Annotated in this window: 24 protein-coding genes; 19 read left to right on the forward strand and 5 right to left on the reverse strand. The window is 45.1% G+C overall.

Annotated features, from left to right (window positions below):
- Positions 1 to 110: 110 nt before the first annotated feature.
- The 9 genes from bioW to QA442_RS06825 all read left to right on the forward strand — a co-directional run bounded on the left by bioW (position 111) and on the right by QA442_RS06825 (position 9,766).
- The gene (gene bioW, locus QA442_RS06785; RefSeq protein ID WP_095432462.1) at positions 111 to 887 is read left to right on the forward strand and encodes a 6-carboxyhexanoate--CoA ligase; all 777 of its coding nucleotides are present in this window, start codon (positions 111 to 113) and stop codon (positions 885 to 887) included.
- Positions 877 to 2,223: an adenosylmethionine--8-amino-7-oxononanoate transaminase gene (gene bioA / locus QA442_RS06790; RefSeq protein WP_095432461.1), complete on the forward strand. Its 1,347-nt coding sequence runs from the start codon at positions 877 to 879 to the stop codon at positions 2,221 to 2,223. Before bioW ends, bioA begins: the two co-directional genes overlap by 11 nt.
- Positions 2,213 to 3,382, forward strand: a complete 1,170-nt coding sequence (gene bioF / locus QA442_RS06795) for an 8-amino-7-oxononanoate synthase (protein ID WP_014665048.1) — start codon at positions 2,213 to 2,215, stop codon at positions 3,380 to 3,382. The genes bioA and bioF overlap by 11 nt, the downstream gene beginning before the upstream one ends.
- Positions 3,379 to 4,074 (forward strand): dethiobiotin synthase, encoded by a 696-nt coding sequence (gene bioD, locus QA442_RS06800; protein WP_095432460.1) that lies wholly within the window; start codon positions 3,379 to 3,381, stop codon positions 4,072 to 4,074. The genes bioF and bioD overlap by 4 nt, the downstream gene beginning before the upstream one ends.
- Before the next feature lie 2 nt (positions 4,075 to 4,076).
- The gene (gene bioB / locus QA442_RS06805; RefSeq protein ID WP_095432459.1) at positions 4,077 to 5,084 is read left to right on the forward strand and encodes a biotin synthase BioB; all 1,008 of its coding nucleotides are present in this window, start codon (positions 4,077 to 4,079) and stop codon (positions 5,082 to 5,084) included.
- Between the two features lie 68 nt (positions 5,085 to 5,152).
- The gene (bioI, locus tag QA442_RS06810) at positions 5,153 to 6,340 is read left to right on the forward strand and encodes a biotin biosynthesis cytochrome P450 (protein WP_095432458.1); all 1,188 of its coding nucleotides are present in this window, start codon (positions 5,153 to 5,155) and stop codon (positions 6,338 to 6,340) included.
- A gap of 76 nt (positions 6,341 to 6,416) precedes the next feature.
- The gene (locus QA442_RS06815; protein WP_095432457.1) at positions 6,417 to 7,178 is read left to right on the forward strand and encodes an NAD-dependent epimerase/dehydratase family protein; all 762 of its coding nucleotides are present in this window, start codon (positions 6,417 to 6,419) and stop codon (positions 7,176 to 7,178) included.
- A gap of 207 nt (positions 7,179 to 7,385) precedes the next feature.
- A complete protein-coding gene (locus QA442_RS06820) occupies positions 7,386 to 8,246 on the forward strand; it encodes a carbohydrate ABC transporter permease (protein WP_080478349.1) in 861 nt (286 codons plus the stop codon).
- 23 nt (positions 8,247 to 8,269) lie between these two features.
- Positions 8,270 to 9,766, forward strand: a complete 1,497-nt coding sequence (locus QA442_RS06825) for an extracellular solute-binding protein (protein ID WP_095432456.1) — start codon at positions 8,270 to 8,272, stop codon at positions 9,764 to 9,766.
- Positions 9,767 to 9,806: 40 nt separating this feature from the next.
- On the opposite strand, the gene QA442_RS06830 is transcribed toward QA442_RS06825, so the two are convergent.
- A complete protein-coding gene (locus tag QA442_RS06830; RefSeq protein WP_279473913.1) occupies positions 9,807 to 12,122 on the reverse strand; it encodes a helix-turn-helix domain-containing protein in 2,316 nt (771 codons plus the stop codon).
- A gap of 214 nt (positions 12,123 to 12,336) precedes the next feature.
- Here QA442_RS06830 and rmgP point away from each other — a divergent pair, with 214 nt between their 5' ends.
- The 6 genes from rmgP to QA442_RS06860 all read left to right on the forward strand — a co-directional run bounded on the left by rmgP (position 12,337) and on the right by QA442_RS06860 (position 17,168).
- Positions 12,337 to 13,302, forward strand: a complete 966-nt coding sequence (gene rmgP, locus QA442_RS06835) for a polygalacturonan/rhamnogalacturonan ABC transporter permease (RefSeq protein WP_095432454.1) — start codon at positions 12,337 to 12,339, stop codon at positions 13,300 to 13,302.
- Between the two features lie 7 nt (positions 13,303 to 13,309).
- On the forward strand, positions 13,310 to 14,431 hold the full coding sequence (gene rmgQ, locus QA442_RS06840; RefSeq protein ID WP_141237729.1) for an unsaturated rhamnogalacturonyl hydrolase: 1,122 nt from the start codon (positions 13,310 to 13,312) through the stop codon (positions 14,429 to 14,431).
- Positions 14,428 to 14,931, forward strand: coding sequence for a lipoprotein YteS (locus QA442_RS06845; RefSeq protein WP_095432452.1), 504 nt, complete (start codon positions 14,428 to 14,430; stop codon positions 14,929 to 14,931). Before rmgQ ends, QA442_RS06845 begins: the two co-directional genes overlap by 4 nt.
- An 11-nt stretch (positions 14,932 to 14,942) precedes the next feature.
- Entirely contained in the window at positions 14,943 to 16,229 is a 1,287-nt protein-coding gene (locus QA442_RS06850) for a Gfo/Idh/MocA family oxidoreductase (RefSeq protein ID WP_095432451.1), read from the forward strand.
- Positions 16,230 to 16,249: 20 nt separating this feature from the next.
- Complete coding sequence (locus QA442_RS06855; protein WP_095432450.1) at positions 16,250 to 16,918, forward strand: YesL family protein; 669 nt, start codon at positions 16,250 to 16,252, stop codon at positions 16,916 to 16,918.
- Between the two features lie 67 nt (positions 16,919 to 16,985).
- Complete coding sequence (locus tag QA442_RS06860) at positions 16,986 to 17,168, forward strand: sporulation protein Cse60 (RefSeq protein WP_003223398.1); 183 nt, start codon at positions 16,986 to 16,988, stop codon at positions 17,166 to 17,168.
- 38 nt (positions 17,169 to 17,206) lie between these two features.
- On the opposite strand, the gene opuD is transcribed toward QA442_RS06860, so the two are convergent.
- Positions 17,207 to 18,742, reverse strand: a complete 1,536-nt coding sequence (gene opuD / locus QA442_RS06865) for a glycine betaine transporter OpuD (protein ID WP_014665036.1) — start codon at positions 18,740 to 18,742, stop codon at positions 17,207 to 17,209.
- Between the two features lie 189 nt (positions 18,743 to 18,931).
- Complete coding sequence (locus QA442_RS06870; protein WP_071581177.1) at positions 18,932 to 20,194, reverse strand: BaiN/RdsA family NAD(P)/FAD-dependent oxidoreductase; 1,263 nt, start codon at positions 20,192 to 20,194, stop codon at positions 18,932 to 18,934.
- A 202-nt stretch (positions 20,195 to 20,396) separates the two neighbouring features.
- On the opposite strand from QA442_RS06870, the gene murJ reads away from it, so the two are divergent.
- Together murJ and QA442_RS06880 are read left to right on the forward strand one after the other, a co-directional pair.
- Entirely contained in the window at positions 20,397 to 22,031 is a 1,635-nt protein-coding gene (gene murJ / locus QA442_RS06875) for a lipid II flippase MurJ (protein WP_040082102.1), read from the forward strand.
- Between the two features lie 68 nt (positions 22,032 to 22,099).
- Positions 22,100 to 22,819 carry a pseudouridine synthase gene (locus QA442_RS06880; RefSeq protein ID WP_071577002.1) on the forward strand — a complete coding sequence of 240 codons (720 nt, stop codon included), beginning with the start codon at positions 22,100 to 22,102 and terminating at the stop codon, positions 22,817 to 22,819.
- Between the two features lie 118 nt (positions 22,820 to 22,937).
- Here the strand turns inward: QA442_RS06880 and QA442_RS06885 are convergent, their stop codons facing one another.
- A complete protein-coding gene (locus QA442_RS06885) occupies positions 22,938 to 23,159 on the reverse strand; it encodes a DeoR family transcriptional regulator (RefSeq protein ID WP_003152337.1) in 222 nt (73 codons plus the stop codon).
- 288 nt (positions 23,160 to 23,447) lie between these two features.
- Here QA442_RS06885 and QA442_RS06890 point away from each other — a divergent pair, with 288 nt between their 5' ends.
- Positions 23,448 to 24,158, forward strand: coding sequence for an ABC transporter ATP-binding protein (locus QA442_RS06890; protein ID WP_071581130.1), 711 nt, complete (start codon positions 23,448 to 23,450; stop codon positions 24,156 to 24,158).
- Positions 24,155 to 25,312 (forward strand): ABC transporter permease, encoded by a 1,158-nt coding sequence (locus QA442_RS06895; RefSeq protein WP_071581131.1) that lies wholly within the window; start codon positions 24,155 to 24,157, stop codon positions 25,310 to 25,312. Before QA442_RS06890 ends, QA442_RS06895 begins: the two co-directional genes overlap by 4 nt.
- Positions 25,313 to 25,351: 39 nt before the next feature.
- Here the strand turns inward: QA442_RS06895 and pbuO are convergent, their stop codons facing one another.
- Positions 25,352 to 26,650 (reverse strand): hypoxanthine/guanine permease PbuO, encoded by a 1,299-nt coding sequence (pbuO, locus tag QA442_RS06900; protein WP_095432449.1) that lies wholly within the window; start codon positions 26,648 to 26,650, stop codon positions 25,352 to 25,354.
- Positions 26,651 to 26,704: the final 54 nt, after the last annotated feature.

Here is a 26,704-nt window from a genome sequence, read left to right on the forward strand (position 1 = left end):
TCGTATGTGAATAATAATATTCTAATTGTTAACTTTTATTTATAAATGGTTAACAATTAGAATAGGATGTGATATACGTTCTTCAGTTATCAGTGAAAGGGCGAGGAAACATGCAAGAAGAAACACTTTATAGTGTCAGAATGAGAGCTTCTGTGAATGGATCTCATGAAGACGGCGGAAAGCATATATCCGGCGGAGAACGGCTTATTCCTTTCCATGAGATGAAGCGTACAGTCAATGCCTTATTAGAAAAAGGGTTATCCCATTCAAGAGGAAAACCTGATTTTATGCAAATTCAATTTGAAGAGGTTCATGAACCGATAAAAACCATTCAGCCATTGCCTGTTCATACGAATGAAGTGAGCTCCCCGGAAGAAGGACAAAAGCTCGCCCGATTGTTATTGGAAAAAGAAGGCGTTTCACGAGACGTGATTGACAAAGCATATGAACAAATCCCTGAATGGTCCGATGTCAGGGGAGCGGTGCTGTTTGATATTCACACAGGCAGGCGAATGGATCAAACAAAAGAAAAAGGCGTGCGGGTCTCCAGAATGGACTGGCCGGACGTTAATTTTGAAAAATGGGCGCTTCGCAGTCACGTGCCGGCACATTCAAGAATAAAAGAGGCCCTTGCGCTTGCTTCAAAGGTAAGCTGGCACCCGGCAGCCATTGCAGAATTATGCTGGTCGGATGATCCAGATTACATAACAGGCTATGTTGCGGGTAAAAAACTGGGCTATCAGCGTATTACAGCAATGAAAGAATATGGAGCTGAAGCGGGCTGCCGAGTCTTTTTTATTGATGGCGTCAAAGATGTAACCACGTACATACATGATCTGGAGAAACAGCCTATTTTAATAGAGTGGGAGGAAGATTATGACTCATGATTTGATAGAAAAAAGTAAAAAACATCTCTGGCTGCCATTTACCCAAATGAAAGATTATGATGAAAACCCCTTAATCATCGAAAGCGGCAAGGGAATCAAAGTCAAAGACATAAACGGCAAGGAATACTATGACGGTTTTTCTTCAGTTTGGCTAAATGTCCACGGGCATCGTAAAAAGGAATTAGATGACGCCATAAAAAAGCAGCTCGGAAAAATCGCGCACTCCACGTTATTAGGCATGACCAACGTTCCTGCAACCCAGCTTGCTGAAGCATTAATCAACATCAGCCCAAAAAAGCTTACGCGGGTCTTTTATTCAGACAGCGGTGCAGAAGCGATGGAAATAGCCTTAAAAATGGCGTTTCAGTATTGGAAGAACATCGGGAAGCCCCAAAAACAAAAATTTATCGCCATGAAAAACGGGTATCACGGTGATACGATTGGCGCCGTCAGTGTTGGTTCAATTGAACTGTTCCACCACGTATACGGCCCGTTGATGTTCGAGAGTTACAAGGCTCCGATTCCTTATGTGTATCGCTCTGAAAGCGGTGATCCTGATGAGTGCCGTGATCAGTGCCTGAAAGAGCTCGAACAGCTGCTTAAGGAACATCACGAGGAAATTGCCGCGCTTTCCATAGAATCAATGGTACAAGGGGCTTCCGGTATGATCGTGATGCCGGAAGGATATTTGGCAGGGGTGCGAGAGCTGTGTACAACATACGATGTCTTAATGATTGTTGATGAAGTTGCTACAGGCTTTGGCCGTACAGGAAAAATGTTTGCGTGCGAGCACGAGAATGTCCAGCCTGATCTGATGGCTGCAGGTAAAGGCATTACAGGAGGCTATTTGCCAATTGCTGTTACGTTTGCCACGGAAGACATCTATAAGGCATTCTATGATGATTATGAAAACCTAAAAACCTTTTTCCATGGCCATTCCTATACAGGCAATCAGCTTGGGTGTGCAGTTGCGCTTGAAAATCTGGCATTATTTGAATCTGAAAACATTGTGGAACAAGTAGCGAAAAAAAGTGAACAGCTTCGTTTCCTTCTTCAAGATCTGCATGCTCTTCCTCACGTGGGAGATATTCGGCAGCTTGGCTTTATGTGCGGTGCAGAGCTTGTTCAGTCGAAGGATACCAAAGAGCCTTATCCGGCTGATCGGCGGGTTGGATACAAAGTTTCCTTAAAAATGCGAGAGCTGGGAATGCTGACAAGGCCGCTTGGGGACGTGATTGCATTTCTGCCTCCTCTCGCCAGTACAGCTGAGGAGCTCGAGGAAATGGTTGCCATTATGAAACAAGCGATCCATGAGGTTACGAGTCTTGAAGATTGATTCATGGCTGAACGAGCGGTTAGACAGAATGAAGGAAGCCGGCGTACATCGTAACCTGCGGTCAATGGATGGAGCTCCGGTTCCGGAGAGGAACATTGATGGCAAGAATCAAACGGTCTGGTCCTCAAACAATTATTTAGGACTCGCAAGCGATAGACGTTTGATCGATGCAGCCCAAACAGCATTGCAGCAATTTGGGACAGGAAGTAGCGGCTCACGTTTAACGACGGGCAATTCGATCTGGCATGAAAAGCTAGAAAAGAAGATTGCCTGCTTTAAACGGACAGAAGCGGCGCTATTGTTTTCGAGCGGTTATTTGGCCAATGTCGGTGTCCTTTCATCTTTGCCAGAAAAGGAAGATGTCATTTTAAGTGACCAGCTCAATCATGCAAGTCTGATCGATGGCTGCCGACTTTCTAAGGCTGATACAGTTGTTTATCGGCATATTGATATGAATGATCTTGAAAACAAGCTGAATGAAACGCAGCGTTATCAGCGCCGTTTTATCGTAACAGACGGAGTATTCAGCATGGATGGCACGATTGCTCCTCTTGACCAGATCATCTCGCTTGCGAAACGCTATCATGCCTTCGTGGTCGTTGATGATGCCCACGCAACAGGAGTTTTGGGTGATTCAGGGCGAGGAACGAGTGAATATTTTGGTGTTTGTCCCGACATTGTGATCGGCACCTTGAGCAAGGCTGTTGGCGCGGAAGGAGGTTTTGCGGCAGGATCAGCGGTCTCCATCGACTTTTTGCTGAACCATGCCAGAACATTTATCTTTCAAACCGCTATTCCGCCAGCCAGCTGTGCGGCTGCTCACGAGGCTTTCAACATGATTGAAGCCAGCAGGGAAAAACGGCAGCTTTTATTTTCTTATATCAGCATGATCAGAACCAGTCTGAAGAATATGGGTTATGCCGTGAAAGGAGATCATACGCCGATTATTCCCGTGGTCATCGGCGATGCCCATAAAACGGTCATATTTTCTGAAAAGCTGCAGGGCAAGGGAATTTATGCTCCTGCCATTCGGCCGCCGACCGTTGCGCCAGGTGAAAGCCGGATTCGAATCACAATCACGTCGGATCACAGTACGGGTGATATTGATCATTTGCTGCAAACATTTCATTCAATCGGAAAGGAGCTGCACATCATTTGAGGGGTTTTTTTGTGACAGGAACAGATACAGAAGTGGGGAAAACGGTTATATCCAGCGGAATCGCCGCATTATTGCGAGAACATAACAAAGATGTTGGGGTGTATAAACCATTTCTAAGCGGTATATCGCGCCATCATCCAGATAGTGATACAAGTCTGCTGAAAGACATGTCGCAGACCGGTCTCTCTCATGAAGACATTACGCCTTTTGCCTTCAAAGCGCCCCTTGCACCATACGTTGCAGGGAAACTCGAGGGAAAGACTGTCAGCATGGAAGAGGTTTTAAGCCATTGGGAGCGGATTAAAGAAAAACATGAATGCTTCATCGTAGAAGGTGCGGGCGGTATTTCTGTGCCATTGGGAGAGGATTATTTGGTCAGTCATGTCATAAAAGCGTTACAGCTTCCCATGATTATTGTGGCGCGTCCGCACCTTGGAACCATTAATCATACCTTTTTAACTGTCAAATATGCAGAAAGCATGGGACTTCCAATCGCCGGAATTATCATCAATGGAATCAGTGATTCTCCCGATCAAGATGAAAAAACCAATCCTGAGATGATTGAACGCTTATGCGGTGTGCCGGTTTTAGGGATTACGCCAAAGCTTGCCAACGTGACGAAAGAAACGGTTCTACATATGGTAAAAGACCATATCAATCTATCATTACTGATGAATCAAGTGGGGGTATGAGAATGAATCAATGGATGGAACTCGCAGACCGGGTGCTGGCTGGAGCAGAAGTGACAGACGAAGAGGCGCTTTCAATATTAAATTGTCCGGATGAAGATATTTTGCTATTAATGCACGGGGCTTTTCACATCAGAAAGCACTTTTATGGAAAAAAAGTAAAGCTCAATATGATTATGAATGCGAAATCAGGGCTCTGCCCGGAAAACTGCGGCTATTGTTCACAGTCTGCCATTTCGAAAGCGCCAATTGAGTCTTACAGGATGGTGAATAAGGAAACGCTGCTTGAAGGCGCAAAGCGGGCGCACGATCTGAATATCGGCACATATTGTATCGTGGCAAGCGGCAGAGGGCCGTCCAACAGAGAAGTAGATCAGGTCGTAGATGCGGTACAGGAAATTAAAGAGACATATGGATTGAAGGTTTGTGCGTGCCTCGGACTGTTAAAGCCAGAGCAGGCGAAGCGGCTCAAAGAGGCAGGAGTAGACCGTTATAATCATAATTTGAATACCTCGCAGAGAAACCATTCAAACATCACGACCTCACATACATACGATGACAGGGTCAATACGGTTGAAATCGCCAAAGAATCGGGACTGTCTCCGTGTTCAGGCGCCATTATCGGAATGAAGGAGACAAAACAGGATGTCATTGACATCGCCAAAAGCTTAAAGGCTCTTGACGCGGATTCCATTCCGGTGAATTTTTTGCATGCGATTGATGGCACGCCGTTAGAAGGCGTAAACGAATTAAACCCGCTGTATTGTTTAAAAGTGCTGGCGCTGTTCCGTTTTATCAATCCATCAAAAGAAATTCGCATTTCCGGAGGAAGAGAGGTCAACCTCCGCTCATTGCAGCCATTAGGGCTTTACGCCGCAAACTCCATTTTTGTCGGAGACTACTTAACAACTGCCGGGCAAGAGGAGACGGAGGATCATAAAATGCTGAGTGATTTAGGCTTTGAAGTTGAATCAGTCGAAGAAATGAAGGCCAGTTTAAGCGCGAAAAGCTGAAAGAATCAATAAAAGCAATCGGTGTGATGTCGATTGCTTTTATTTTTGAACAGAAAGGAGAAGATCACATGACAATTGCATCTTTACATGCATCCTCTGAGTTTTTGAAAAATCCATATCCTTTTTACGACACATTGCGAGCTGTTCATCCTATATATAAAGGGAGTTTCTTTAAATATCCGGGCTGGTATGTCACGGGATATGAAGAAACGGCAGCTATTTTGAAAGATGCGAGATTCAAAGTCCGCACACCGCTGCCTGAAAGATCAGCCAAATATCAGGACCTTACACATGTGCAAAATCAAATGATGCTGTTTCAGAATCAGCCTGATCATCGACGATTGCGGACGCTTGCTAGCGGAGCATTTACGCCGCGAACAACAGAGTGTTATCGGCCGTACATCATTGAAGCTGTTCACCAGTTGCTCGATCAGGTGCAAGGTGAAAAAAAGATGGAGATCATTTCGGACTTTGCTTTTCCGTTAGCAAGCTTCGTCATCGCTAACATTATAGGTGTGCCGGAGGAAGATCGGGAGCAATTAAAGGAATGGGCTGCGAGTCTCATTCAAACGATTGATTTTACCCGGTCAAGAAAGGGATTAACAGAGGGCAATCATATTGCTGTACAGGCTATGGCATATTTCAGAGAGCTGATTCAAAAGCGAAAACACCATCCTCAACAGGATATGATCAGCATGCTCTTGAAGGGGAAAGAAAAGGATAAGCTGACGGAAGAGGAAGCAGCATCTACGTGCATATTGCTGGCGATCGCCGGACATGAGACAACGGTCAATCTCATCAGCAATTCAGTCCTTTGTCTGCTGCAGCACCCAGAACAGCTTTTGAAACTGAGAGAAAATCCAGATCTTATTGGTACAGCAGTCGAGGAATCTCTGCGATATGAAAGCCCCACGCAAATGACAGCCAGAGTTGCGGTAGAGGATATTGACATCAGCGGGGTGACAATCCGTCAAGGAGAACAAGTCTATCTTTTGTTAGGGGCGGCTAATCGAGATCCAAGCATATTCACACGCCCCGATGTCTTCGATATTACGAGAAGCCCTAATCCGCATCTTTCATTCGGACATGGCCATCATGTTTGCTTAGGATCCTCGCTGGCACGATTAGAAGCGCAAATTGCGATCAACACCCTTCTGCAGCGAATGCCCAGCCTGAAGCTCGCAGATTCTGAATGGCGATATCGGCCGCTATTTGGATTTCGGCAGCTTGAAGAGCTGCCGGTGACTTTTGAATAAGCCTAAGAATGTGAGTGCCAAAAAAGTGTCAGCCCCGCCGAAAATGGGCAATCTATAAAAAAGGGGAGTGAACACAGTGAAAAAAGTGCTGATTGCCGGCGGAAATGGTGTGATAGGGAGACTGCTTGCTGAAGGGCTTATTTCAGATTATGAAGTGACAGTGCTTGATAAAGATCATTTCGATGGCACAGCCTCCTTCATTCAGGCTGACGCCGCAAATTACGAGGATCTCTTGAAGAAGATTCCGAAAGATACCGATGTGATCTTAAATTTACTGGCTGTCAAAATCAAATACGATGTCATGGACATCGCTGAGTTTGAAAAAATGACGGATGTTTTCTATAGGGCAAGCTATTATCTGTGCCGCGCAGCAGCAGAGCTCGGCATTCATAAGCTCGTGTTCGCCAGCAGCAATCATGTCACAGATGTATACGAAAAAGACGGGCACTCGCTCTTAGGACGGGAAATCACAACAAGCGATTATCCGCTGTCAAAAAACTTGTACGGTGTATTAAAGCTGACGTCTGAACAGATCGGCCATTTGTTTTATTTGGAAAATAAGCTTTCAGTGATCAACCTTCGAATCGGAACAGTCGTCACAGATGAAATGGATACGCTGCATGAAAAAGAACGGACGAAAAAGACACTGCTTTCTCACGCCGATCTGCTGTCAATTTTTAAAGCCGCCATTGAAACCAATATCCGGTACGGCACTTATTACGCCGTCTCTGATAATCCGGGCCGGCCATGGTCTATTGAATCTGCTGTCAATGAACTTGGATTTTCGCCGCAAATCAATACGGCCGAGCTTCTGAGCGAGAAGGAGAACGGAGCATAATCATTTTCTAAGATTATGCTCTTTTTCTTTTGTCATTGGCTTTCATGTGCGGGGTTCCCCGCCCGGCCTGGGGCTCTGTTCAAATGATTATAGACATGGCAATCACAGATTTGCTACATTTTAGACACGATATCGTCACATGCTGCAGCTTGTTTAGGAAAGAATGATAACGCTTACAAAAGAGAGGTGGGAGCTATCGTACATTCACTGAAAAGTCGCTTGTTTGATATGTTGATTTACGGGTTTTTGCTGATGTTCGCTTTAATATGCGTACTTCCGTTCATTCATGTCATCGCAGCATCCTTCGCCACAGTAGAAGAAGTTGTGTCGAAAACATTTATTTTAATACCGACCACTTTTTCGCTAGATGCTTATCGCTACATTTTTTCAACAGATATTATTTATAAGAGTTTGCTTGTTTCTGTGTTTGTGACAGTGATAGGTACTGCAGTCAGCATGTTTTTATCATCATTGATGGCTTACGGGTTATCCCGCCGTGAATTAATCGGACGGCAGCCGCTCATGTTTCTCGTTGTATTTACGATGCTGTTCAGCGGCGGCATGATTCCGACTTTTCTTGTGGTCAAATCGCTTGGATTGCTCGATTCTTACTGGGCGCTCATTTTGCCGACAGCCATTAATGCTTTTAACCTGATCATTCTGAAAAACTTCTTTCAAAATATCCCGGCAAGCCTGGAAGAGTCCGCGAAAATCGATGGGTGCAATGACCTGGGCATTTTCTTTAAAATCGTGCTGCCGCTGTCTCTGCCTGCGATCGCAACGATTTCATTGTTTTATGCGGTCACGTATTGGAACACGTATATGACAGCGATTTTGTACTTAAATGATTCAGCAAAATGGCCGATTCAGGTGCTTCTGCGCCAAATCGTCATTGTATCAAGCGGCATGCAGGGGGATATGTCAGAGATGGGTTCGGGCAGCCCGCCGCCTGAGCAAACGATTAAAATGGCGGTCATAGTGGTGGCGACCATCCCGGTTCTGCTTGTCTATCCGTTTATACAAAAGCATTTTGCAAAAGGAGCTTTACTGGGATCTGTTAAAGGATAAAAAATATGAAACGGAGGGGTACGATGGGAAACAAATGGAGGGTGCTTTTCATGTTGCTTGTACTGGCACTCGGCGGAGTGCTGGCGGGTTGTAAAGGGGCTGATCAGTCTGCGGCTGAAGGCAAAGCTGAATCGGATTCAAAGGTCAAGCTGTCTTGGATGGCGATTTTGTATCACCAGCAGCCGCCGAAAGACAGGGCGATTAAAGAAATTGAAAAGCTGACAAATACAGAACTCGACATTACCTGGGTTCCAGACGCGGTGAAAGAAGACAGGCTGAATGCGGCGCTTGCAGCCGGCAATCTTCCGCAAATCGTGACCATCCAGGATATTAAAAATTCGTCAGTCATGAATGCCTTCCGGTCAGGAATGTTCTGGGAAATCGGCGATTATATCAAGGATTATCCTAACTTAAACAAAATGAACAAACTCATTAATAAAAACGTAACCATCGATGGCAAGCTCTACGGGATATACAGAGAGCGTCCGCTTTCAAGACAGGGGATCGTCATTCGGAAGGACTGGCTGGACAATTTGAATTTGAAAACGCCGGAAACGCTAGATGAGCTTTATGAAGTGGCCAAAGCATTTACGGAGGACGACCCGGACAAGGATGGGAAAGATAATACGTTCGGGCTGGCAGACCGTAATGACTTGATTTACGGCGCGTTTAAAACGATTGGCTCGTATGAAGGCATGCCGACAGATTGGAAGGAATCAGGCGGCAAATTCACCCCTGATTTCATGACACAGGAATATAAAGACACGATGAATTATATGAAAAAGCTGCGTGATAACGGGTATATGAATAAGGATTTTCCCGTCACAAGCAAAACCCAGCAGCAGGAGCTTTTTTCTCAAGGAAAAGCCGGCATTTATATTGGCAATATGGTAGATGCCGTCAATCTGCGCGACCATGCTTCTGATAAATCGATGAAGCTTGAGATCATCAACCGCATAAAAGGCCCAGATGGGAAAGAGCGGGTATGGGCATCAGGAGGCCATAACGGCGTGTTTGCTTTCCCGAAAACGAGCGTGAAAACGGAAGCTGAGCTTAAACGGATCTTGGCATTTTTTGACCGAATTGCCGAAGAAGACGTCTATAGCCTGATGACTTATGGCATCGACGGCGTGCACTACAACAAAGGAGAGGACAAAACGTTCACACGCAAAGAAAGCCAGGTAAAAGACTGGCAGACTGATATTCAGCCGCTGTCCGCCTTAATAGCCATTGATAAAGCCTACTTAAAAAACACGGGAGATCCGCTTCGGACGGCATATGAGGAGCTGACTGAGGACAATGAAAAGATCATCGTCTCTAATCGTGCTGAAAGCCTGTATTCCGCGGCGGAGTCGGAACGGGGGGATGAACTGAAGAAAATCATTGATGATGCGACCTATAAATATATGATTGGCGACATCACAGAAAGCCAGTTCGATAAAGAAGTGGAAAAATGGGAGTCAAGCGGAGGAAAACAAATTATTCAGGAATACGAAGAAGCGTTTAAACAATCAAAATAACATTGGAAAAACCCAAAACCGCTTGCGTGTTTTGGGTTTTTTACATGCTTCTTTTTTGCTGGCGGTAGTTTCCCGGTGTAATTCCCTCCAGCTTTTTAAATGATCTGATAAAATTTTGCGAGTTTTTATATTTTAGTTTTTCCGCAATGTCTTTGACCGCCATGTCGGTTTCGGCAAGCCAGCTTTTCGCCATATGATGTCGGTAGCTTGAGACATACTCGCTGAATGAAATACCCATTTCTTTTTTGAAAATGCTGCTTAAATAGTTTGGGTTGTAATGGAGCCTGCGTGCGATTTCATCCAGTGTCAACTCAGATTCAAACTCATGGTGGATGATATGAATGATGTTGTCGGAAATATTTTTGTACTGGGCATCCGCGCGGGCGTTCACTTTGTCTGTCATCGGATCAATAAACTCATTTTTGAGCCAGTTTTCGGTATCCTCGAACGTTTTCAGCTCGAAAATCTGGTCATACAGCATTTTGTTTTCTTCAAGCTCAAACAATTCGATTCCGAGCACATGCATCAGCTCAATCACATGGTTCAAAAAGCGCGCGATGGCGATCTGAAATTGGTACGGGTTAGTGTTCTGGGTGAAAATGGCTTGCAAAATCGCGTGCAGGCATTTGTCCGCTTTCTCCTTGTCTCCTGCTTTGACGGCATCGAACAGCTCATGCTGAAGCTGCTTGGGAAAATGGGTTTTGAAGGTTTTTTTCTGGTCCAGGTCTTCATAAAAGATAATCGATTTGTTTTCTGCTTTGAGCCGGTATTTCAACGCCTCCGAACCTTCAGCGTAGGCTGTTTTCGCCTTTGTCAGCGCATCAAACGGCTGGCTGATGCCGATGCTGACAGACAGCTGCAGCTCAGCTTCCGCTTTTTCCTGAATCATCCTTGCAGTCTCATTCAGCTCAGCCATGAATTCCTCCTTTGTCCCGCTTTGATTGATCAAAATCGTTGCCTGCTGTTTGTCCACCACGGCGGGGGCAAGATGTTTGTCTGTCGGGATGCTGCGCTCAATCAGGCTGTTGACGGCAAACAAAAGCAAATCCATATCTTTTTTCTCATAAGGTGTATGATTCAGTGTGTCAATTTGGAGCACAAGCAGGGCAAGGTGCCGCCAATTTTGCTTTAAGCCGAGGCTTTCAAAGCGGTTATTAACCTCCTCATCCGTCAGTTTTCCGAGCATAAGCCTGACCATAAAATATTGCTGCAGGTGAGTGGCTTGCTGCTTCATCGTTTCTTCAAGGTCATCATTTCTGTCCTTCAGCTGCTTAAAGCTCTGTTCAATTAACTCAAATTCATTTTGAGGCGGCTGTTTTTCTTGTATGGCACCATGCCTTGCGAATGATTCGTAAAGCACCCTGATCGGCTTGTAAAAATGGCGGGAACCCAGCCAAGAAAACAATAATGAAAGCATTAACAAAATAAGGCATACTGTAAAAGTGATCCAGCCGATTGACTTGGCTTCTTTTTTTAGCTCAGGCAGGGAAACGAGAGAAAAATAAGTCCACGTGTTATAATCGGATTTTTGATAGGTGACTTTATAATGAATCCGGTCAATAACTGTTTCAAACTGACCGCTATTAGCGGTTTGCGCCAGCATTTTTTGGACAAAACCGTCGTTATGAAGAGATTCTCCGACGTCAGACATATTGTTATGCAGGATGATGCGGCCTTTTTCATCCATGATAAACAGGTTTTTGGCGTTAGAATAGTCAGGCATATTTTTGACAAGCGAACAGCTCGGGATGCTTGCGGCTGCTAATCCTTTTGTATTTGTGCTGTTCAAAGGAAGCTGCTTAATTAAATTGATATTGTAACGGCAGTTTTCTGATGTGCCTTCTTTTGTGGAAATCAAATGATTGTTTTCCTCAAGTGTCCAATATGAGCGGCTCGCTTTGTGTTTCGTGTATGCTGATGCTGCTTCATGAAGAGTGTCTGTGTTTAAGCGGTACAAACCGGAATTGTTCATGTGCCATTTTTTCGTATAACTGACTAACGTCAGATTGGACAGGTCGGTATCAAAGCTTTGCAGATAATTGAGCTCTTGGTTCACTTGGTTATAGATTTGAAATTGGTCAGAGTGCAAAGACTCGGACAGAGTGCGAAGGAGAGGCGGCGAACTCACATAGTGGGTCAAAGAGTGATCAACGGTTTTCAAGATATGCTCGATGCTTTGCTGGGTCTGCTGGAGTGTGTCGAATTTTTCCTCCGAAACGTTGGAAATAGCCGTTTTCTGAGAGTGCTCGTACGAAAACAATCCAACCAAAATAACCGGAATGGTGCTGAGCAGGCAGAAAAACGTGATCAGCTTGTAGTAAAACTTGTATTGGCTTCTTTTCATAAAACCCCCCATTTCCTAAATCCACTTCACCTTAATACAATTAATCCAAAGATTGATAGATATTGTCAATAATCATTTTCTAATATCGGTGTCTTTATTTCAGGTGGAACTGCTGAACCATTGATCATAAAGGGATAAAACAGGATGTGATCATATGATTGTAGACGGACTTTTGCCTGCTGAGCTACAGTGAATGCAAGAACCTGTGAAAGGAGGCTTGAAAAAAATGAAAACAGCAGAAGCGCAAGCGCCGGCTGTTGATGCAGTCATTTTTAAAAAAGAAAAAAGAAAGCGCTTACTAATTAAACTGATCCAGCAAAAATATTTGTACTTGATGATTTTGCCTGGGTGTATTTATTTTTTGCTTTTTAAGTATGTCCCGATGTGGGGGATTGTGATTGCATTTCAGGATTATCAGCCATTCCTCGGCATTTTGGGCAGTGAGTGGGTCGGGCTGAAGCATTTTATCAGGCTGTTTACTGAGCCTACATTTTTTCTCTTGTTAAAAAACACGCTCGTGTTATTTGCGTTGAACCTGGCCATATTTTTTCCGGTGCCGATTTTGCTGGCGCTTCTATTGAACGAAGTGCGGATTGCTCTCTTTAAAAAATTTGTTCAGACGCTGATTTATATCCCGCATTTTATGTCTTGGGTCATTGTGGTATCGCTGTCGTTTGTGCTTTTAACGGTAGACGGAGGCTTGATTAATGAACTGATTGTGTTTTTTGGCGGTGAAAAAATCAATTTTCTGCTGAACGAAGATTGGTTCAGGCCCCTGTATATTCTTCAGGTTATCTGGAGGGAAGCTGGATGGTCGACGATCATTTATCTGGCGGCCATTACAGCGGTTGACCCTCAGCTGTATGAAGCGGCGAAAATGGACGGAGCGGGACGGCTGCGGCAAATGTGGCATATTACGCTGCCCGCCATTAAAAGTGTTATCGTCGTTTTGCTGATTTTGAAAATCGGAGACACGCTGGAGCTTGGCTTCGAGCATGTGTATTTGCTGTTAAATGCAACGAATAGGGAAGTAGCGGAAATTTTTGATACGTACGTTTATACTGCCGGGCTGAAACAGGGCCAATTCAGCTACAGTACAGCAGTCGGCGTATTTAAAGCGGCAGTCGGGCTGATTTTGGTCATGCTTGCGAATCGTTTGGCGAAGAAATTTGGCGAGGAAGGAATTTATTAGGAAAGGGATGGGATCAATGAATCAATCAATCGCTGTAAAATCGCCTCTTACGTACGCGGAGGCATTGGCAAATACGATTATGAACACGTACACTGTCGAGGAGCTGCCGCCTGCAAACCGCTGGCATTACCATCAAGGCGTTTTCTTATGCGGTGTATTGCGGTTATGGGAAGCAACCGGGGAAAAGCGGTATTTTGAGTATGCGAAGGCTTATGCAGATCTCTTAATCGATGATTATGGCAATCTATTATTTAGGAGAGATGAGCTGGACGCTATTCAAGCGGGTCTCATTCTTTTTCCATTATACGAACAGACGAAGGATGAGCGGTATGTCAAAGCGGCAAAAAGGCTCCGCGGCTTATATGGAACATTGAACCGGACGTCTGAGGATGGTTTTTGGCACAAAGACGGTTATCCTTACCAAATGTGGCTTGACGGCTTATACATGGGGGGGCCGTTCGCACTGAAATACGCGAATCTGAAGCAGGAGCCGGAGCTGGTTGATCAGGTCGTGCTGCAGGAGTCATTGATGAGAAAGCATACGAAGGATTCAAAAACCGGACTCTTTTATCACGCCTGGGATGAAGCGAAAAAAATGCCTTGGGCCAATGAAGAGACAGGCTGTTCACCGGAATTTTGGGCACGTTCCATCGGCTGGTACGTCATGTCTCTTGCTGACATGATTGAAGAGCTGCCGAAGAAGCATCCGAACCGTCATGTGTGGAAAAACACGCTGCAGGACATGATGGAAAGCATCTCCCGCTATCAAGACAAGGAGACAGGGCTATGGTATCAGATCGTTGATAAGGGAGACAGGTCTGATAACTGGCTGGAAAGCTCAGGGTCCTGCCTGTACATGTACGCACTTGCGAAAGGAATCAATAAAGGCTATCTAGACAGAGCTTACGAAACAACACTACTAAAAGCGTATCAAGGCTTGATTCAGCATAAAACCGAAACAACAGAAGACGGAGCGTTTCTCGTCAAAGACATATGTGTCGGAACATCAGCCGGCTTCTATGACTATTATGTCAGCCGCGAAAGAAGCACAAACGATCTGCACGGAGCCGGCGCGTTTATTTTAGCTATGACAGAGCTGGAGCCTCTATTTAGGTCAGCGGGGAAATGACAAAAAGGATACGTACGGCTTTGTGGGTAATCGTCTTAGTGCTCTTTTTGGCATCATGCTCAAACAGGCCGGACGGAATGCATGTCATTCTCTTTTCTGATATGAAGGCTGGCGTACAGGAAAACATAAAAATGGCCGCTGGGCAGAATGCCGGGAAGGTCGATATCCTTCCAGCTTTTCCAGAAAAACTGCTGACGGAAATTACCGCCCATGAGGGAGATGTTTTCATCGTGCCTGAAGACATGTTTCAGGCTTACGATGATCCAGAAAATTTTCAGCCGTTAAACGGATTGTCTCCTGAAAAAACATCTCCTTATACAACGGTTAATAAAAAAACAGGAGAGAAAACAATCTATGCCGTTCAGATCGAAAAAGGGGAAAAACAGCTGAACGGCTATTCTTTTCGATTGAATCGCGATATGGCAGCGTTTATCCCTGTGTATGCTGAAAAAACAGAGGAAGCGCTGCAGCTGATTTCCCAACTAACTGAAGCCCGATAGAGGTGAGAACATTGAAGAACATCGTCATTTGCGGAGTGAGCAGCAGAGCTCTCAGTATGTTTATCAAGCCGCTGATGGAGCGGTTTTCAACTCATTATGAGATTACCGGATTGCTGGATGCCGATCCGAAACGTTTTGCCGTTTGCAAGGAGAAATTTCCCGAGCTGGCCCACGTGCCCGAGTTTAACGAAGATGCTTTTGACGAGATGATGTGCGTGTCAAAGCCTGATATCGTCATTGTGGCAGGCAGGGACGATACGCATGTCACATATATTGTAAAAAGCCTTCAGTGGAATACAGATGTGATTACTGAAAAACCAATGGTGACGACAGTGCAGGATGCGAATCGGGTGCTTGAAGCGGAGGCCAAAAGCGAAGGAAAAGTCACCGTCGCGTTTAACTATCGCTACAGCCCGTTTCATCGAAAAATAAAAGAAATGATTCTGGAAGGAAAAATAGGCAGGGTTACTTCCGTTGATTTAAATTGGTATATTGATACGTATCATGGCGCCAGCTATTTTAAACGCTGGAACCGGTCGAGACCGCTTTCCGGAGGTCTTTCGGTCCATAAATCAACGCATCATTTCGATCTCGTCAATTGGTGGCTCGGGCAAAATCCGAAGGAGGTATTTGCTTATGGCGCTTTGAATTACTATGGGCCGGACAGTGAGTGGAACCCCTTGCCGGAAGAAGACGGGCGTTTTTGCGGGACGTGCCGGGCCAAAGAAAAATGCCATTACTATTCTAGGTGGCATCCCCGTTCCTCCAAAGCTTCTGTAAAGGATGATCATCTCCAAGCAGGAGACCAGTCCAGCTTATATACTGCATACAGGCCTGACGCGTGTATTTTTGACGAAGAAATTGACATCGAGGATACGTACGTGGCGACAGTCAAATATGATGGCGGTGCACTATTAAGCTATTCGATTTTATTTTCGGCCCCGTATGAAGGATACCGGCTGACGATCAACGGCACAAAAGGGCGGATCGAATCAAATGAATTTCACGAACCTTCCAGAATTCCGTTTGCTTTTCCTGAGCAGACAATCGAATACTATCCGCTTTTTGAATCAAAGCAGACGATACAAGTGGTCAAAAATGAGGGAGGGCATGGCGGAGGCGATCCGCTTTTGCTTGAGGATCTTTTTTTAGGGAAAGACCCGCTTCGCCGCTATGATATTTTAGCCGGGGCTGAAGCCGGAGCCTACTCCATCGCGGTTGGTGAGGGAATGTGGCGCTCGGTTGCCGAAAAGAGGCCGATCGGGATTAAAGAGCTTTTTCATATGCAGAATGTATAGTGCAAAAAGGAGGGACCGCCATGGAACATGATGGTTCACTGGGGCGGATGCTGCGCTTTTGCGAATGGATCATGAGATTCGCGTATACAAACTTGCTGTGGCTGTTGTTTGTATTGCTCGGTCTCGGTGTGTTTGGCATCATGCCCGCGACTGCGGCTTTATTCGCTGTCATGCGGAAGTGGGTTCAAGGGCAGGACAACGTTTCGGTGCTCAAAACGTTTTGGCGGGAATACAAGGCTGAGTTTTTTCGTTCAAATCTGATTGGCGCTGTATTGGCGATTATCGGATTGATCATTTATATCGATTTGGCCTTTATTTATCCGAGCCATTTCCTTCTGCATGTTCTGCGCTTCGCCATTATGATATTTGGCTTTTTGTTCGTATCCATGCTTTTTTATGTGTTTCCGCTGCTTGTCCATTTTGACTGGAAAAAGCGTCTGTACGTGAAGTTTTCGCTCTTGCTCAGTGTAGCGTATTTGCAATATACGCTTGCGATGCTTGCGCTGACTGTGGCTCTCTTTTTCTTGCTTGCGTACCTGCCCGGCATTGTCCCTTTTTTCAGCGTCAGCCTGATCAGCTACTGCCATATGCGAATGGCTTATGCCGTACTGTTGAAAGTGGAGAACCAAGACAGTGTGCCGCAGAAGAAACACCATACAAAGGAAGCTTTTTATCCGGAGATGAGGTGATCATTATTTCTCTATCATAACGCTGTTCCAAACGGAATAGATTGATAGAGAAAGGAGAGCGGATAAGATGCTGAAGGTGGCAGTATTTGATGAAGAACATGAAAAAGACTTACAGACGGAAATCAATTCATTTTTAAAAGGGATATCAGAGGAGCAGTTGATTGATATCAAATATACGGTTTCGGCGGCGTGCGACCCGGACGGTGAGCAGCTTTACTGTTTTTCCGCCCTTATTCTATACCGCAAATAAAAAAGGATCTTCCCGCGTGCGCGGAAAGATCTTTTTTGTTAATATGCCTTTTTCACTCTTGGACTTCTCGGTTTGTCGATTTTCTCCGCTCTTTTGATCTCTCTTCGTTCTTTTGAGAGCGATTTATAGAGAGCGGCAATCATCAGCAGGATGACGATAGAAAACGGCAGCGCTGCCAGAATGGCTGTGTTTTGCAAAGCGGAAAGACCGCCGGAATACAAGAGGACAGCAGCCATGGCAGATTGAATGATGCCCCAGCTGAATTTTACTGAATTGGCTGGGTTCAATGAGCCGTAGGTCGTCTGCATGCCGAGCACAAAAGTTGCAGAGTCAGCAGACGTAATAAAGAATACAGCGATCAGGATCAGTGACAAAATAGATGTCACCATCGCCAGCGGATAATGGTCAAGTGTTCCAAACAGCATTGTTTCCGTTGACAGCTTCGCTACATTGAATGTGCCGTTCTGCTGAAGATCCATAGCCGATACGCCAAAGATAGAGAACCATAGGAACGCGAGAATACATGGTGTTACCAAGACACCGATCAAAAATTCACGGATCGTCCGTCCCCTGGATACCCGGGCGATGAAAATGCCGACAAATGGAGACCAGGAAATCCACCATGCCCAATAGAAAATCGTCCAGCCGTTAATCCATTCGCGTTTTTCAGGATCGTACGGTGTCAGTCTGAAGCTCATTTGCACGATGTTTTGAATATACTGTCCGATAGAATCTGTAAATGAGTTCATAATCAGTACGGTAGGCCCGACAAACAGCACAAACAGCATTAACAGTCCAGCTAATACCATATTGGTGTTGCTCAAATACTTAATGCCTTTTCCGAGTCCGCTCCACGCAGAAATCAAGAAAAGCACAGTAACAATGGCAATCAAAATAAATTGAACGAGAAAGTTATTTGGGATGCCAAATAAGTAACTCAATCCGCCGTTAATTTGAGTCGCCCCGATACCAAGGCTTGTGGCTACTCCGACGACTGTGGCAAAAACAGCAATACAGTCAATTAATTTGCCGATCGGACCGTTAACTTTATCGCCTAGAATCGGTGACAGCGTGCTGCTGATTAATCCTGGAGCGCCTTTTCGGAATTGGAAATAGGCAATGCATAATGCCACGACGGCATAAATGGCCCAAGCGTGCAGACCCCAGTGGAAAAATGTATAGCGGAGTGCATCTCTAAAGGCTTGGGGGGTTTCTGTTTCACCTGATGGAGAGCTAATTGCGTAATGGCTGATCGGTTCAGCCGCACCGTAGAATACCAAGCCGATTCCCATGCCTGCGCTGAACAGCATGGCGAACCATGATAATAACCCGAATTCCGGTTTTTCATCGGGTCTTCCGAGTTTAATTTTGCCGATCGGGCTGAAAATTAAAAAGAGACAGAACCCGACAAACAATGAGACAACTAAAAGATAATACCAACCAAACGTATTGGTGATAAATGCTTGTGCGGATTGGGATACGTTTTGCAGGCTGTCTGGAGAAACAACGCCCCATAATACAGCAGCAGCTGTGATCACAATCACAATCCAAAATACACTAGATATATTTTTCAAATATTCTCACCCTCTAAATTTTTTGTGTACGCCTATATCTGCTCGCAGGCTTAGTATGGTCGTACGCTGGCAGATCATTCCTCTCTTAAAATTACCCCGCAATCAGGTGAAACAAAACAAGTCTCACCCTACCATGAATGCGGAGAATTTTCAAATGTTCAGCGTTTTGTAAAAAATTGAAAAGGCTGGTCAGGAGCGGGCAAAGCGACCGGCATTGAGCCCCGCAAGCCTTCCTGTTACTAGGGCGGAGGTGATATTGTATCCTCCTGTGTAGCCGTGGATATCCAGAATTTCTCCGCAAAAGTAAAGCCCCTCCATTTTTTTAGAGGCCATCTTTTTCGGGTCGATTTCTTTTACAGATACCCCGCCTCCCGTGACAAATGCCTTATCAAGCGACAGTGTGCCATTTGCGAGAACAGTAAACTGCTTGCAGTCCTTTACAAATTGTCTGAAAGGGTCCCTTGGCAGTTCAGAAAACGATACGTTCGGAGAGATGCCGTTTTTTTCAAGCAGGAATAGGAGGTAGCGCTCCTGCATCCAGGGCTTCAGCACGTTTTTAATGGCTTTTTTCGGTGCTTCCTTCAATTCTTTAAACATCTTTTGGAAAAGCGTTTCTTCATTGATATCCGGATATAAGTCAATTCTGATTGGAACTTGGGGCTGTTTTTTCAGCTCTTTCACGACAAATTGGCTGCATCTGAGAATGGCAGGACCTGAGAGGCCGAAATGGGTAAACAGCATGTCCATTTTATGTGTGATGATTGGTTTGCCTTTTTTATTTAACACACTGACGGCTACATCTCTTAGTGATAAGCCCTGAAGTGTTTTTTGCTTAATGAACGGTTCGCCAGAAGTGACGGGTACCTCTGTCGGAAACAGCTCTGTTATGGTATGGCCTGCGGCTTCAGCCCATTCATAGCCGTCTCCCGTGCTTCCGGTATGAGGCACACTTTTGCCGCCGACAGCGATAATGACAGCCTGGCTATGGATCATTTCGCCATTATTCGTCACAATCCCTGCCGCCTGTCCATCTTTATATATAACAGATTTAATTTTCTCGTTCGTTCTGATTGTTACACGGAGCTGCTTCAGCCTGTTTAACAGCGCGTCAACAACACTTTGGGCTTTGTCGGTCACAGGAAACATTCTGCCGTGATCCTCTTCCTTTAATTGAATGCCAAGGTTTTCAAAAAACTTGATAATATCTTCATTATTAAATTCAGAAAACGCGCTGTATAAAAAACGCCCGTTGCCGGGGATGTGCTTAATAATTTCTTCCACAGGAAGGCGGTTTGTCACATTGCAGCGGCCGCCCCCGGAAATCGCGAGTTTCCGCCCTAATTTATTTCCTTTATCTATCAGCAAAACGCCAGCGCCCTGCTCCCCTGCTGCAATCGCAGCCATCAAGCCTGAAGGGCCACCGCCGATTACGATTACGTCATATTGTTTCATCTTTATCATCAACTTTCTTTTCGTTTCGTATGCGGACATCCCGTCCGCAGTACTATTATAGCGAAAGAAAGCCGCTCCTTAAACGTCTTTTGCAGCGGATACGAATGTTCACAGGATTGCTTTTGTATTTATTACCGTCTAAATGCCCAGTTGTGGTAAAATAGAAAAGTTGAATCTTCGTAGAAAATGGTGATGAAGAAACATGTCAAGCAAACTGTTAAGAGGAACGTTTGTGTTAACGCTCGGTACATATATATCGCGAATTCTGGGAATGGTCTATTTAATTCCCTTCAGCATTATGGTCGGGGCGACAGGCGGTGCATTATTTCAATACGGATACAACCAATACACTTTATTTTTGAATATTGCTACGATGGGCTTTCCGGCGGCTGTTTCTAAATTTGTGTCCAAATATAATTCCAAAGGGGATTATGAGACAAGCAGAAAAATGCTCAAGGCGGGCATGTCGGTTATGCTCGTCACTGGAATGATTGCCTTTTTCATTCTGTATCTATCCGCTCCGATGTTTGCGGAAATATCGCTGGGAGGCAAGGATAATAACGGCCTGACAATTGATCATGTTGTTTATGTCATTCGCATGGTCAGCTTAGCGCTTTTGGTCGTACCGATTATGAGTCTTGTCCGCGGATTCTTCCAAGGGCACCAAATGATGGGTCCTACAGCTGTATCCCAAGTCGTTGAACAGATTGTCCGCATCATCTTTCTATTGAGTGCGACATACCTGATTTTGAAGGTTTTCAACGGCGGCCTTGTCATCGCTGTCGGCTATGCGACCTTCGCAGCGCTGATCGGTGCCTTCGGAGGGCTGGTCGTGCTGTATATTTATTGGAACAAACGGAAGGGCAGCCTGCTGGCGATGATGCCGAATACGGGACCGACAGCAAACTTAAGCTACAAGAAAATGTTTTTCGAGCTGTTCAGCTATGCTGCTCCGTACGTTTTTGTCGGACTAGCCATCCCTTTGTATAACTATATTGATACAAATACGTTTAACAAAGCGATGATTGAAGCCGGCCATCAAGCCATCAGCCAGGACATGCTGGCGATTCTAACCCTGTATGTGCAGAAGCTCGTGATGATCCCGGTTTCCCTTGCAACAGCTTTCGGACTGACATTAATTCCAACGATTACTGAATCGTTTACAAGCGCAAACTATAAGCTGTTAAATCAGCAGATTAACCAAACGATGCAGACGATCCTGTTTTTAATTATTCCGGCTGTTGTCGGGATCTCTCTATTGTCAGGACCGACGTATACGTTCTTTTACGGGTCAGAGAGCCTTCATCCTGAACTGGGAGCAAACATTCTGCTTTGGTATTCCCCAGTCGCGATTTTGTTCTCTTTGTTTACGGTCAATGCAGCCATTCTACAGGGCATCAATAAACAAAAATTTGCGGTTGTCAGCCTTGTGATCGGTGTCGTGATCAAGCTTGTGCTGAATGTTCCGCTAATCAAGCTGATGCAGGCTGACGGTGCGATTTTAGCGACGGCTCTTGGATATATCGCTTCCCTTTTATATGGATTTATCATGATTAAGCGCCATGCAGGCTATTCGTATAAGATACTGGTTAAACGAACTGTTTTGATGCTGGTCTTATCAGCTATTATGGGTATTGCCGTGAAAATCGTACAGTGGGTATTAAGCTTCTTTATTTCCTATCAGGATGGCCAGCTGCAAGCTGCGATTGTTGTGGTAATTGCGGCCGCTGTTGGCGGTGCTGTTTACCTGTATTGCGGCTACCGGTTAGGATTTTTGCAGAAAATTTTAGGTCGCCGTTTGCCGGGTTTCTTAAAGAAAGGCAGACATGCGGGCTGATGAACAAGATATGATGAAACAGAGGGCTCGCATGCTGCGGGCTTTCTTTTATAAAGGAGAGATGAGGAATGAGACTTGATAAGCTGCTTGCCAACAGCGGGTATGGTTCCAGAAAAGAAGTCAAAGCCGTTGTGAAGGCGGGAGCCGTTATGATCGACGGCAAACCGGCCAAAGATGTAAAGGCGCACGTTGATCCTGATACACAGGAGGTTACCGTATACGGGGAACCGGTTGATTACCGCGAGTTCATTTATCTTATGATGAATAAACCGCAAGGCGTGCTGTCGGCGACCGAGGACAGCCGGCAGCAAACGGTGATCGATCTGCTGACGCCGGAGGAGATGAGATTTGAGCCATTTCCCGCCGGCAGGCTTGATAAAGATACAGAGGGCTTTTTGCTGCTCACAAATGATGGCCAGCTCGCACATCGGCTCCTTTCTCCTAAAAAGCATGTTCCAAAAACGTATGAAGTCCATTTAAAATCACAGATTTCACCGGAAGACATTTCCGATTTGGAAACGGGTGTCTACATAGAAGGCGGCTATAAAACAAAGCCGGCAAAAGCGGAAATCAAAACAAACGACAATGGCAATACTGTGATATATCTGACAATTACCGAAGGAAAATACCATCAGGTCAAGCAGATGGCAAAGGCTGTAGGCAATGAAGTGGTTTATCTGAAGCGGCTTTCGATGGGGCGCGTTTCCCTGGATCCCGCTCTGGCACCCGGAGAATACCGGGAGCTTACGGAGGAAGAACTTCATTGGCTCAATGAACCGCAAGCATGAAAAAACCCCGCATACGAATGCGGGGTTTTATTTATAAGCGCACAAAAACAAGGCTCGGAAGTTTCTTCGCCCTGTATCTATCAGGCCGCTCACAGGCGGCCCTATGTAATTTTTCAATTTATGAGGTAATCTTTACTTTCTTTCTCGTTGTCTCCCACTTGCCACGGCTTGGACTATGAACAAGATCATTATATGCCAACACATTTAAGTCTCTTTGAATCGTTCTAGGTGTAATGCCGAATTCGTCAACCAGTTCCTGCGTTGTCACAAGACCTTTTTCTTGGATAAACATGTAAACTGATTTGATTCGAGTTAGCATACGGTTTGTTGAAGGTTTCAAAAAACCACTCCCTATCATAAGATCGGATGGACTTGACTAACCACAACTCACGACTATCAACTGCGTACGAAATAGCAACAAAGGCAGACATCTGTAATTGTTAAAATAATTCGCCCTCATTATACACGATATTGCAGTAATGAATCTAGGGATAACTCCTATTAATTTTTTCCAATTCTCGTTGGGCAGCCATCCTTGTTGGATTACTATGTATTCCGGCTCAATATTATTATGCTTAAAGAAACTTTTTTTATTCTGTTTCGTAGTAAATTTTGGAGGTGGGTGAGTTTGACAAATTTACTTGAAGCTTCAATAGAACAGGCGGGGTATACAAGCCGTAAAAAAGTGCTCACCGATGTTTTTCTGGAAGTCGGAAAAGGGGAGCTAGTCGGGCTGATCGGAGCTAACGGCGCCGGAAAAAGCACCGCAATGAAGGCGATACTCGGCCTCTCAGAAGATTTTAAAGGGCAAATTGCCTGGAACGGCTGTTCATTTGCATATATTCCGGAGCATCCGTCCTTCTACGAAGAACTGACGCTGTGGGAGCATTTGGATCTGATCAGCACACTCCACGGCATTGAAGAGAGTGAATTTGCACAACGGGCCCAAAGCCTGCTGCAGACGTTTTCGCTTGATCATGTCAGGCATGAGCTGCCTGTCACCTTTTCAAAAGGCATGCAGCAAAAACTGATGCTTATCCAGGCTTTTCTCTCTAAGCCTGATATCTATGTGATTGATGAACCGTTTATCGGGCTTGATCCGATATCGACGAAACGTTTTGTGGACATGCTTAAAGCTGAAAAAGAACGGGGAGCCGGCATTCTCATGTGTACACACGTGCTCGATACCGCGGAAAAGATCTGTGACCGGTTTTACATGATTGAGAAAGGTTCTTTATTTCTCCAAGGCACGTTAAAAGATATTCAGGACAAGACCGGATTAGAGGGGCAGTCATTGCTTGACTGTTTTTATAAGGCAGTTCAAGGTGATCGGCCATGAACGGGCGTACGCTCTTTTTTCGGAGGCTGTTTGACTATTACAGGTATCAGTTTAAGGTATTGCATGCGGTCATTGACTGGACAGTCGCTCTCTATATCGTTTTGCCGGCGCTTGCTTTTGTCGTCTATCAGTATATTGATTTGATGGACGGAAGAGGCCTTCTTTATGAGTGGTCTGAAGTGGCGGAATGGAGATGGCTGTATGCTGTGTGTGTGCTGATCATGTTTACAGGCTCGATTCGCACATTTTTAATGGAAGCGGACAAAGTGTTTTTGCTGCAAAAGAAAGAAATAATCTATCAGTTAAAACGGTATGCGCTTTTGTATTCTTTTTTGGTCACGCTGGCCAAATGGCTGCTGCTCTTTTTCGTTGTTTTTCCTTTAATCCGTCATTCTGTTCACATCACATTCGCAGAAAGCGCGCTTCTAATATGTTACTTATTTGGCCTTCATATGTTCTTTTTATCCTTAAAGCAAGACAGGATCAGAAAGCCGCGCTCCATTTCGAGATGGATTGGCGATATCTCTGCAAGAGCTATTCTTTTTGCTGGTTCTGCTATCTTGATTGTTTTGACTGAGTGGCACTTGCTTGCGCTTTTTGGCATTTTATTTTTGCTTTTCTCAGCCGTCCGCAGTTTGAAAAAGACAGCCACGCTTACGGGTTTTGAAGCTGAGGTGACTGAAGAGAAAAAAAGAAGGCTTGCCCTTGCAGGACTTGTGATGATGATGAGCCAGGAGGCGGGAATGCCAAAAGTAAAAGACAGGATGAGAAGAAAACCGTTATTATACCGCAATTCAAAAAGGATATTTAAAAGGCGAACGATCTGCACTGGCTATAAGGAATTGTTTTTTAAAGTCATGCTGAGGAATGGCGAGTATATGAGGGAAATGTACATGCTTTTGTCGGCCTTTACGATTTTGATTTTTGTCTCCCCGATTTGGCTGAAGGTGATAGCGCTTCTGGTTTATACAGGTGTTTGCCGTTATATCCTGACGCTTATTTTTGACAAGGTCATGGATGCCCCTTTTTTAATTGGAACTGATATGGAAAGTGATGAATATTACCGGGCCAGAAAAAGCTGTATCAACACTCTGCACTATGCGTTTGCCGCCTGCTGTTTTTTTGCGGCCGCCGTCTCTTTATTATTCACATAAAAAACCCAAACGACTGAGCGTTTGGGTTTTCTTTATGTGTTATAAAATAAACAGCTGGATGAAAAACAGTATGGCGAAAACGATAACGAGCGGATGAATCTCTCTCCATTTTCCCCGTGCCGCTTTTACAATCGGATACGAAATAAAGCCAAGCGCGATTCCTGTAGAAATGCTCGATGTCAAAGGCATAGCCAAAATGACGAGAAACGCTGGGAATGCTTCATCCATCTCTTTCCAGTTCATATTGGAAACTGAGCCCATCATCAGACTGCCTACAATAATCAAAGCAGGCGAGGTGATGGCAGCTATGCCGGACAAGGCGCTGACAAGCGGACTGAAAAACATTGAAGCCGCAAACATCACCGCCACAGTCAAAGCTGTAAGCCCCGTTCTTCCCCCGGCTGCGACGCCTGCGGAAGATTCGATAAATGCCGTCGTCGGGCTTGTGCCGAACACAGCTCCTACTGTTGTCGCGGTTGAATCAGCAAGCAGCGCTTTTCGCACGTTCGGCAGCTTATTGTTTTTCATGAGCCCTGCTTGCTCTGCTACTCCGATCATTGTGCCTGTCGTATCAAAAATGGTGACCAATAGAAAAGAAAAGACGACAGCGTACAGGCCGTGATGAATGACGTCGCCAAAAGCGGTAAATGGATTTGAGATCATCAATCCTTCCGGCAAATGAGGAAACGACATAAATCCCTTTGAAAAATGAAGCTGTCCGGTAAAAAAGGCGATCAAAGCGGTAGCTGCCATTCCAATAAATAAAGCGCCTCTTACATTCAGCACCATCAGGACCACGCTGATCAAAAGGCCGACGAGTGTTAAAATGACACCCGGTGAATGCAGATTGCCGAGAGTAACCAGGTTTGATTCATCAGCTGCCACAATTCCCGCTTGACGCAAACCGATAAAAGCAATAAACAGCCCGATCCCTGTTGTGATCCCGTATTTTAAATTGTTTGGAATCGCTTCTATAAGTTGTTTTCTTAAAGGCGTTAACGATAAAATAATGAAGAGAACCCCTGCTGTAAATACTGCACTGAAAGCTGTTGCGTATGTGATGCCGCCATCGCTTGCGCTTACGACATGAAAGGCTAAATATGCGTTCAAGCCCATGCCGGGCGCAATAGCAATCGGATAATTTGCTGCCAGGGCCATCCACAGCGTTCCGACAATGGAGGCAATGATCGTTGCGGTGAAAACCTGGTCGAAAGGAACCCCGGCGTTAGCCAAAATGACCGGATTGACCACGACGATATAGACCATTGTGAAAAAGGTCGTCAGCCCTGCTATGATTTCTTGCTTTATGGATGTTTGCTGCTCTTTTAGATGAAACATAGTATCCTCCAATTACGAACGTTTTAACAAAACACCATTAATATTATTCGTTTT

The sequence above is a fragment of the Bacillus stercoris genome (genome assembly GCF_029772985.1).
GTDB lineage: Bacteria > Bacillota > Bacilli > Bacillales > Bacillaceae > Bacillus > Bacillus stercoris.

What these genes read in the sequence shown, in the direction of transcription:
- murJ (WP_040082102.1), top strand. Translation starts at nt 20,397, where the DNA reads ATGTCAAGCAAACTGTTAAGAGGAACGTTTGTGTTAACGCTCGGTACA.
- bioI (WP_095432458.1), top strand. Translation starts at nt 5,153, where the DNA reads ATGACAATTGCATCTTTACATGCATCCTCTGAGTTTTTGAAAAATCCA.
- rmgP (WP_095432454.1), top strand. Translation starts at nt 12,337, where the DNA reads ATGAAAACAGCAGAAGCGCAAGCGCCGGCTGTTGATGCAGTCATTTTT.
- QA442_RS06825 (WP_095432456.1), top strand. Translation starts at nt 8,270, where the DNA reads ATGGGAAACAAATGGAGGGTGCTTTTCATGTTGCTTGTACTGGCACTC.
- QA442_RS06845 (WP_095432452.1), top strand. Translation starts at nt 14,428, where the DNA reads ATGACAAAAAGGATACGTACGGCTTTGTGGGTAATCGTCTTAGTGCTC.
- QA442_RS06870 (WP_071581177.1), bottom strand. Translation starts at nt 20,194, where the DNA reads ATGAAACAATATGACGTAATCGTAATCGGCGGTGGCCCTTCAGGCTTG.
- QA442_RS06895 (WP_071581131.1), top strand. Translation starts at nt 24,155, where the DNA reads ATGAACGGGCGTACGCTCTTTTTTCGGAGGCTGTTTGACTATTACAGG.
- QA442_RS06860 (WP_003223398.1), top strand. Translation starts at nt 16,986, where the DNA reads ATGCTGAAGGTGGCAGTATTTGATGAAGAACATGAAAAAGACTTACAG.
- bioB (WP_095432459.1), top strand. Translation starts at nt 4,077, where the DNA reads ATGAATCAATGGATGGAACTCGCAGACCGGGTGCTGGCTGGAGCAGAA.
- pbuO (WP_095432449.1), bottom strand. Translation starts at nt 26,650, where the DNA reads ATGTTTCATCTAAAAGAGCAGCAAACATCCATAAAGCAAGAAATCATA.
- QA442_RS06880 (WP_071577002.1), top strand. Translation starts at nt 22,100, where the DNA reads ATGAGACTTGATAAGCTGCTTGCCAACAGCGGGTATGGTTCCAGAAAA.
- QA442_RS06830 (WP_279473913.1), bottom strand. Translation starts at nt 12,122, where the DNA reads ATGGGGGGTTTTATGAAAAGAAGCCAATACAAGTTTTACTACAAGCTG.
- rmgQ (WP_141237729.1), top strand. Translation starts at nt 13,310, where the DNA reads ATGGGATCAATGAATCAATCAATCGCTGTAAAATCGCCTCTTACGTAC.
- QA442_RS06855 (WP_095432450.1), top strand. Translation starts at nt 16,250, where the DNA reads ATGGAACATGATGGTTCACTGGGGCGGATGCTGCGCTTTTGCGAATGG.
- bioW (WP_095432462.1), top strand. Translation starts at nt 111, where the DNA reads ATGCAAGAAGAAACACTTTATAGTGTCAGAATGAGAGCTTCTGTGAAT.
- bioA (WP_095432461.1), top strand. Translation starts at nt 877, where the DNA reads ATGACTCATGATTTGATAGAAAAAAGTAAAAAACATCTCTGGCTGCCA.